We start from the raw sequence: 6975 nt of genomic DNA on the forward strand, positions 1-6975 counted from the left end.
GAGGGGTATGGCAGACACGTTCACGTCCTCGCGCTCGCCGCACCCCTCACTCGCTGATTGCAAAGACCCGCACCAATGCAGCGCCTTCACCCTCGAAAAAAGGGCTTCTTTTGTAAGGGTGGTGTTGCCTTCGACATAGAGTGTTTGCGTGTATGTTTTTTCTCTTCGTACGCATTGCTTTCTCACATCGTTGAGCTTTGCAAGCAAGGAATCAAGGGTGACTGTTTGAAAGGACGAGTCCGGTTCTGAGAGGAGGGCTGTGCGAAAGCTTCGGTATGTTTTGAGGTAGTCCCAGTCGGAGATAAACCCGAAGATGAGTGAGCCTATGATGAAGGCAAAGAGGATGTAGACGAGGAGTTCGACGGTGTTCATGGATACAACTTAGGGCAGCACTGGCGGGAGGGTGTGTGTTACTTTGTAGATGAGGAGGCCAACGGCGAAGAGGGCGAGGAGGATTCCGATGACTGTGAAGATGGTTCGAGTCATGGCTTTGGTAATGAGAATGTTGATTTATAAGTGTTTTTGTTTCCTTTTCAAAGGGAGGCGTTTCACCCTGCGGCGACGTTGAATACCGCGAATGCAAGAAGACTGACTGTGAAGACGACAACGGCGATGATGACCATGACCCAGAAGAGATTTTTTTGGAGGTGGAGTGTTACGTTGCTTGCGACTTCGCCAACTTTTTTGTCGATGGCTTCGACCATGCCGTTGTGGTAGGCGACGAGGTTGTTGTTGAGGTTGGTAACGTTTTTGTTGAAGACGTCTACTTTGGCGAGGAAGTCCGCCAACCAGGATTTGTCGAGCTTGTCGAGCTGGTCTATGATGCGTTTGAGGTTTTCAACGCTTTCTGAGAGTGCTGCTTTTTCTTGGGGGAAGCGGTCAAGCTCCTTCACCATTGTTTGGAACGTGGCTTGGAGCTTTTGAACTTGTTGCGTGACGGCTTCCGTGACTTCGCTTGTTGCTGAGGCCTGAACTTGCTCGATGCGTTTGAGGTATTGGAGGGCTTCAGCTGTTTGTTTCTTGATGATGGCTTCGCCTGGCGTAATGGCGGCGTTGGGGTCTTGGATGAGTTTTTGGTTGAGAACTTCAACGTTTGTTGCAAGGATTTTGATTTGTTGCTCAATCGATTCTTGCAGTTGGCGTTGCTTTTTTGCTCCGAGAAGGTCTACCACGTCCTCTCCCCTCTTTTTCCCTTCCAGCACCGTTCGCGTCTTCCGCGCCTCTTCTTCCGTCGTTTGTGCGCTGGTATTCGGTGTTCCTGTCGGCTTCGAATCCGTTGTGTAGTTTCTGTATTGTGCTGGTTATGTTTCTTTCGTTCGGGCCAGATATATAAACGTTTCTATTGGTTGCGTTTGTTGGTCGTGTGGCGTGCGTGTGTGGTGGTCTTCTTCGTTCTTCGTGCTTCGTTATGCGTGATTCGCCTTGCAAGCACCTTGCAAGCCAGGCAGTATTTACTATTCGTTTATGGTTAAAAAGGTTTTTATAGCGTTTTTTTGGTTAGGGTTTTCAGTGCCCGGCGCTCTTAGTTGCTGGACGGTTGATTTTGCACAGGCAGGAGTTGAGAATCACTTTGAGGAAGACGTAATGATAGGTTTCGTGTTGCGGGTGAGATCGCGCCTTTCCTGGCGGTGTGTCGCGTGTCGGCTTGAGGACGTTGGTTGGAGGTTGATGGTGTGCTTCTAAACGAAGAGCAGGAAATCATCAGCATTGACGTTGAGAAAGAAGCCCCTGGAACGATGGGCTCGATTCAGCTCTCTGATGAGTACGAGCGGTTTTTGCGTGGGAAACAGTTCGATCGCGTGCGTATTAAGACAAAGTTGTTTACGAAGGAGTACGACAGCAGGAGGCGCCTCTTGCACATTGAGCCGTTCTTCATTGACGTTCGTATTGGGACGGTGACCGAGCCACACCGCGTGGTGCAGAGTTACACGCTGAGTACCGGGGCGCACGTGCGCATTTTGGAGCGGTTGGAAAACGTCGGGTACATTTATTATATTCGCATTCCGGAAATGAACGTGACGTTTCAGCAGCTTGCTGAGATGTATGAGGAAGTTGAAGAGTTCAAAAGGACTGGCGAGACGGACAATGACTACATCAAGCGGTGGTATCTCGAGTATGGGATTTTGGAGCATTTGCTCTTTGATGAAAAGGTGCTTGAAATCAATATCAACCCGCCCGCGTACAAGACGCCCATTCGCATTGTTCATGCTGACTTTGACGAGTGCACTTCAAACATTTATCCTAGCGATGATTTATTGAATTACTTGACGACTCGGCTGAAGATTTCTACGGGGCGGCCGATTAACAAAGCCAAGCCGCAGCTTGACGGAGAGATTTCCATTAAGAACCACAAAGGCAGGGTCGCTGCGATTGTGAGTCCGTTCTCCGTTTTCGGGACGGGGTTTAGTATTCGAAGCCATCGCGAGCATCCGTGGACGCTGCCGTTGTTCATGGAGAAAAAGGCGTTGAATAGTTGGTTTTGCGGCGTCTTAAGCCTTGCCATTTCTCACGGGCGGTCTTTTCTTTCTGCAGGGCCGAGGGGGTCTGGAAAGACGTCGCTTCTCGGCGCGCTTATTTTAGAGATTTTGCCGAAATACCGCATTATCACGATTGAGGATACGCAGGAGCTACCTATTGAGTCGTATAAGGCGCTCGGGTACGATCTCCTCCCGCTCAAGGTGCGCTCTGCCTTGCTCGAGCACGGGTTGGAAATGCCTTTCGACACTGGCTTGCGAACGACGCTGCGTTTGGGCGACAGCGTGCTCATTATTGGGGAGATCCGTTCAAAAGAGGCGAAGGTCCTCTACGAGGCTATGCGCGTGGGTGCTATGAGCAACGTTGTTGCAGGAACGATTCACGGCGACAGCCCGTACGGCGTCTTTGATCGTGTTGTGAACGACCTTGGCGTGCCGAAGGGGTCGTTTAAGGTTACTGACTTGATTATTACGATGAACCAGATTAAGAGCCCGTCAGGGCTCAAGCGCGTGCGGCGTGTGCTGTCTGTGACAGAAGTGCTCAAGCACTGGCAGGATGAGCCTGAGTTTTTGGATTTGCTCGTGTACGATCCAAAAAAGGACGAGCTCGTCCCGACAGACGCGTTCTTGAATGGGAAGTCCGTCTTCATTCAGGAAATTTTGAAGCGGAGTCAGGGGTATAAGAATTACCAGAGCGTTATTGAAGATATCAAGTTACGGGGCTGGGCGAAGGAGACGCATCTTCGGTTGGCTCCTGACTCGTCATTTCTTGAGGCGCCGTTCATTTCTAAAGCGAACATTTTGTTTACGTTGCTCTCGGAGAATTTGTTGCCGCTCAGTTCGCCGGAGCGCCTCGAGATGTTTAAGAAAGAGTTCACGAGGAGAATGGAGCTGTTATTTCATAAAGAGCAGGAGAGGCAGTAATGGATGGCGCTCGATTTTGTTTACGAGTTAGGGTTGGCATCTCCGCTGAAGTTCTCAATAGGGTACGTTGATAAACGGCTCAAGTTTGTTGAGTATAAATACGATTCGAGAGCGATTACGGGAGCGAGCGTTGGGGTTCTTGCCTTGTGCGTTATTCTTGCCTTGTTTGGTGCGACGATTAGCAACTTCTTTGTGTATTTCTTCTTTTTTGCAGGGGTTATCTTGAGCTTGACGTTCTACATTTATCCTGTGAACATTGTTTACAGCCAGCGACTTATCGAGTACACAGAAGAGATGCTGAAAGCCATTATGCGCATTGCTACCTTCATTCAGATGAACCAATCCATGGAGTATGCGGTGTTGAACACGACCAAGGAGCTTCGCGGCACGCTTAAGACGCAATTCCAGGACATAACTAATCAGCTGCGACTGCGCAAGAAGAACACGCTGGGAGAAGTTATTGAGGAATACACGCCAATTTGGAATGCCATAAATCCTGATTTTATCAAATCGTTCAAATTGCTTGAGACTGCCTCGCTCTCGACAGAGGAGGACAAGGCCAAGATCATTGATGAAGTGTTGGAAACCCTTATCATTAGCTACCACACGGCGGGGAAGCGGTTTGCAGAGGACTTGTCCAATAAAGCAAAGACGCTCATCGCTGTTGGGGTGCTTTTTCCCATCATTTCTCTTATGCTCCTCCCTCTTGTTTCCGTATTCTTGCCGACACTTATTCAGGGAACGTTGATTACGTTCGTGTACGACGTCGCGTTTCCAACGTTTATTCTGCTCATGGCGCTGGACTTCTCTTCAAGGCGTATTCAGGTGAACACGATTAACTTAAAGGAGAGCCCGTTTTACAAGCCGCTTCCCAAGCCACTCTTCATTGTGGCAGCAGGAATCGTTGTGATTTTTGCGATTCCTGGAATTCTTCAGCTCATTTCAATTGATCCAACGAATATGAAGCGAGAGTATTTGTTTCCTTCCATCTTTTTCGTTTGGCTCTTGGGCATGGGGGTGGCGACGGGCATTTTAATTATCACGTATAACTACGTTCGAAAGCACGCGTCTCTTTGGCATGAAGTTGACGAGACCGAGCGGGACTTGCCGCACCTTCTTCAAACGTTCTCTACGTACTTGACGTTGAACATGTCAGTAGAGAGCATCTTGCCTGAGGTGGTTGATGACTACAAGACTCACGGGTTCGGCAGCCACCCCATTGTTAAGTTCTTTAGCATGTTGGTTCACAAGCTGAAGGTTTCTAAGATGACCGTTCTTGAGCTCACACATGATCTCTTGCCAAAGATTTGTCCTTCGAGGAAGTTGACAAATATTTTGTCCAATATCATTTCTTTCACAGACATATCTCAAGAGAGCGCTGCTCAGGCAACGAAGATGATCCGCAAGCAGACGATTTCCATCTACGAGCTTGACGACTACATCAAGACGTTGCTTGCTGAAACAGTAGCGCTTATTAATGTGACAACTGCGTTTCTGGCTCCGATTCTCTCGGCAGCGGCTGTGCTAATGAGCCTTGCCATTGTCAAGTCGCTAACGTTCATTTCTAGTGTGCTGGAGGGGATTCAGAAGTCGTTCGGGAGCAGTGATAGCCAGATTACGAAGTTGCAGCTTGTCAATATTGAGGAGATTATTGCGCCGACGATTTTGACCGTTGTTGTTTCCATCTATCTTCTTGAGATGATTCTTGTGCTGAGTCTTTTCCAGTCCAATGTGAAAGTGGGCAATGATTCGTTCCAATTGGCCAAGACGATTAACGCAAGCATGCTGGGTTGGTTTATTTACTCTGTTATTCTCCTCGGAGGGCACGTCATTGCTATTCAATACTTGTTTGAGAGCGTTCTTTCGACGTGAGTGAGTGGGAGGAGTCGTGGCGGCGGGGGGAGTAGTACGTAACGAGCTGTGATGTGGTCGCACACCCGATTCGCTGTGCGTGTTTCTTTGTTTGAGAAAAGCTATGGGCGCTTGAACGCGCAACGGTTAACGCAAGGGTTGACGTTAGTATCGATAGTGTCGCTTCCCTCTCTCCAGGCACCGCCACGCTATTGCGAGGAAGAAGACAGCAAGGAGGTAGAGAGTGAAGGCGAGAGAAAGAGAGAGTTCTGCGCTGGGAATTCCTGCATTGAGCGTGTGAAAGATAATGCCTTGGACGAGGGAGAAGACGAAGAGCGCAGTGCTGAGGACGGCGCAGACGTAGTAGAGGTGGGCGTGGGTGAATTGTTGGTGGAGCTTTCTAACATGGAGGAGGGAAGATTCTGAGGTGAACGGGTCTTCTTGAGGCGTTGCTTGCGCCACGGGTTTTTTCGTGGCGCGTCTTTGCCCTCTTGTTTGTTGCACGGCGTTTTTTGAAGGCTTCTTTGTTGCTCTCTTCCTTGTTTGTTGAGCCATCGCCCCTTCTTTGGTGGCGGGGATTTATATATCTATCTGTTATGGTGGGCGGATTTTTTGTTGTTCGTTATGCTGTTTGCGCTTGCACTGCGTGTGGTGCATGCGTGGCGCGTTGGAAAGGAGGTTGCAGAGAGGTGGAAGGGGGGGGGTGGAGAAAATCTTAGGGAAGGCTGCACGCGTACAGAAATAAGGTTGTTTACAGTTTTTTTGGCGTTCCTTTCTTGTTACGTCGTGCAGCGCTCCCGCTAAGCGTGATGAAGTGTTGTTTCGTTCCTTCTTTTTTCGTTGGTCGCTCCAGGGCGCTTGCTTTGCGCTCGTCTCGGAGGGGAGTTACTTCGTGCCGCAGTAAAAATATTTCATGATGTCAACATCTTGCGACCTAAAGTTTCCCGTCCTCGCACTGGTTCTGGGTGCTGCTCCCTGGGCTTGCGGCGCGTTACTCGTGCCGCTCGGCGTGTGTTCAGCGAGTCCCCCTTGCCCTTGCCCCTGTTGGGGGGCGGGCGGGGTGGCTTGTTCCTCGCTGTTCCATCCACGTGCAGGCGGTAGAGGTTGCGCGGATGGTCTTGTTGTGGTGTTGTTTTCGAGGCGCTCGAGTCGCTTCGCTAGGGCTTGAAGGGCTTGTGAGACTTCGTCTAGTCGTGAGTTGAGAAGGTGTTTTGAGCGCTCAAAGGTGTTGAGGCGTGTTTGGAGCTGTTCAAGTGCGTTAGCGTCTTCTTCAAAGAAAGCATCGTGCCGAAATGCTTTTCGTTCAGCGTCCGGTTGATCGTGTTCTTGAGCGCTTTGTTGAACGTGCTGTCGTGCTTGGCCCGCTTTGCCGCGTAGGATGCTGTTTGCTTGGCTGACGGCGTCGATACTGTCTTCTGCAAAGCCGTGCTGTCGCAGATAGCTCGCCATTTGGTTGAGCTTCGTAGTGCTCTCTAGGGTTATCATTATGGAAATCACCTCCGTCGCAAGTAAGGGTGTTACACACCGCGGATTTTCTGTCGCCGATCCGCGTTTGCCGCGTTGAAGTGCCCGAGTGAACTCACAACAATGAGTTAGTTGATGGGCTCTTTGTATACTATTTCGTATACCAGTATAACATATATTTAAATATTTCGTTTTTATATTTTATAAAATGCACTAGCAAACTAACTGAAGTAATTAATTAAAAAATGAAATACGCCCTTAA

At 49.4% G+C, this 6975-nt stretch carries 7 protein-coding genes; 3 read left to right on the forward strand and 4 right to left on the reverse strand.

The genetic code is table 11. The features are described 5' to 3' along the window. On the reverse strand, positions 1-372 hold a 372-nt coding region (locus tag D6783_03845; GenBank protein RME52752.1), incomplete at its 3' end, for a hypothetical protein. Positions 373-548: 176 nt separating this feature from the next. Then, a complete protein-coding gene (locus D6783_03850) occupies positions 549-1202 on the reverse strand; it encodes a hypothetical protein (protein RME52753.1) in 654 nt (217 codons plus the stop codon). A gap of 456 nt (positions 1203-1658) precedes the next feature. Between D6783_03850 and D6783_03855 the strand changes: the two genes are divergently transcribed. Both D6783_03855 and D6783_03860 read left to right on the forward strand, forming a co-directional pair. After that, positions 1659-3398 (forward strand): hypothetical protein, encoded by a 1740-nt coding sequence (locus D6783_03855; GenBank protein RME52754.1) that lies wholly within the window; start codon positions 1659-1661, stop codon positions 3396-3398. Between the two features lie 3 nt (positions 3399-3401). Next, the gene (locus D6783_03860) at positions 3402-5270 is read left to right on the forward strand and encodes a hypothetical protein (protein ID RME52755.1); all 1869 of its coding nucleotides are present in this window, start codon (positions 3402-3404) and stop codon (positions 5268-5270) included. Positions 5271-5414: 144 nt separating this feature from the next. Here D6783_03860 and D6783_03865 read toward each other — a convergent pair whose 3' ends face one another. Continuing rightward, the gene (locus D6783_03865) at positions 5415-5804 is read right to left on the reverse strand and encodes a hypothetical protein (protein RME52756.1); all 390 of its coding nucleotides are present in this window, start codon (positions 5802-5804) and stop codon (positions 5415-5417) included. Between D6783_03865 and D6783_03870 the strand changes: the two genes are divergently transcribed. Then, entirely contained in the window at positions 5796-6053 is a 258-nt protein-coding gene (locus tag D6783_03870) for a hypothetical protein (GenBank protein RME52757.1), read from the forward strand. The genes D6783_03865 and D6783_03870 overlap by 9 nt on opposite strands. Positions 6054-6134: 81 nt before the next feature. Here the strand turns inward: D6783_03870 and D6783_03875 are convergent, their stop codons facing one another. Continuing rightward, entirely contained in the window at positions 6135-6734 is a 600-nt protein-coding gene (locus D6783_03875; GenBank protein RME52758.1) for a hypothetical protein, read from the reverse strand. Between the last annotated feature and the right edge of the window lie 241 nt (positions 6735-6975).

The organism is Candidatus Woesearchaeota archaeon, assembly GCA_003694805.1.
In the GTDB taxonomy this organism is placed as follows: Archaea; Nanobdellota; Nanobdellia; order Woesearchaeales; family J110; genus J110.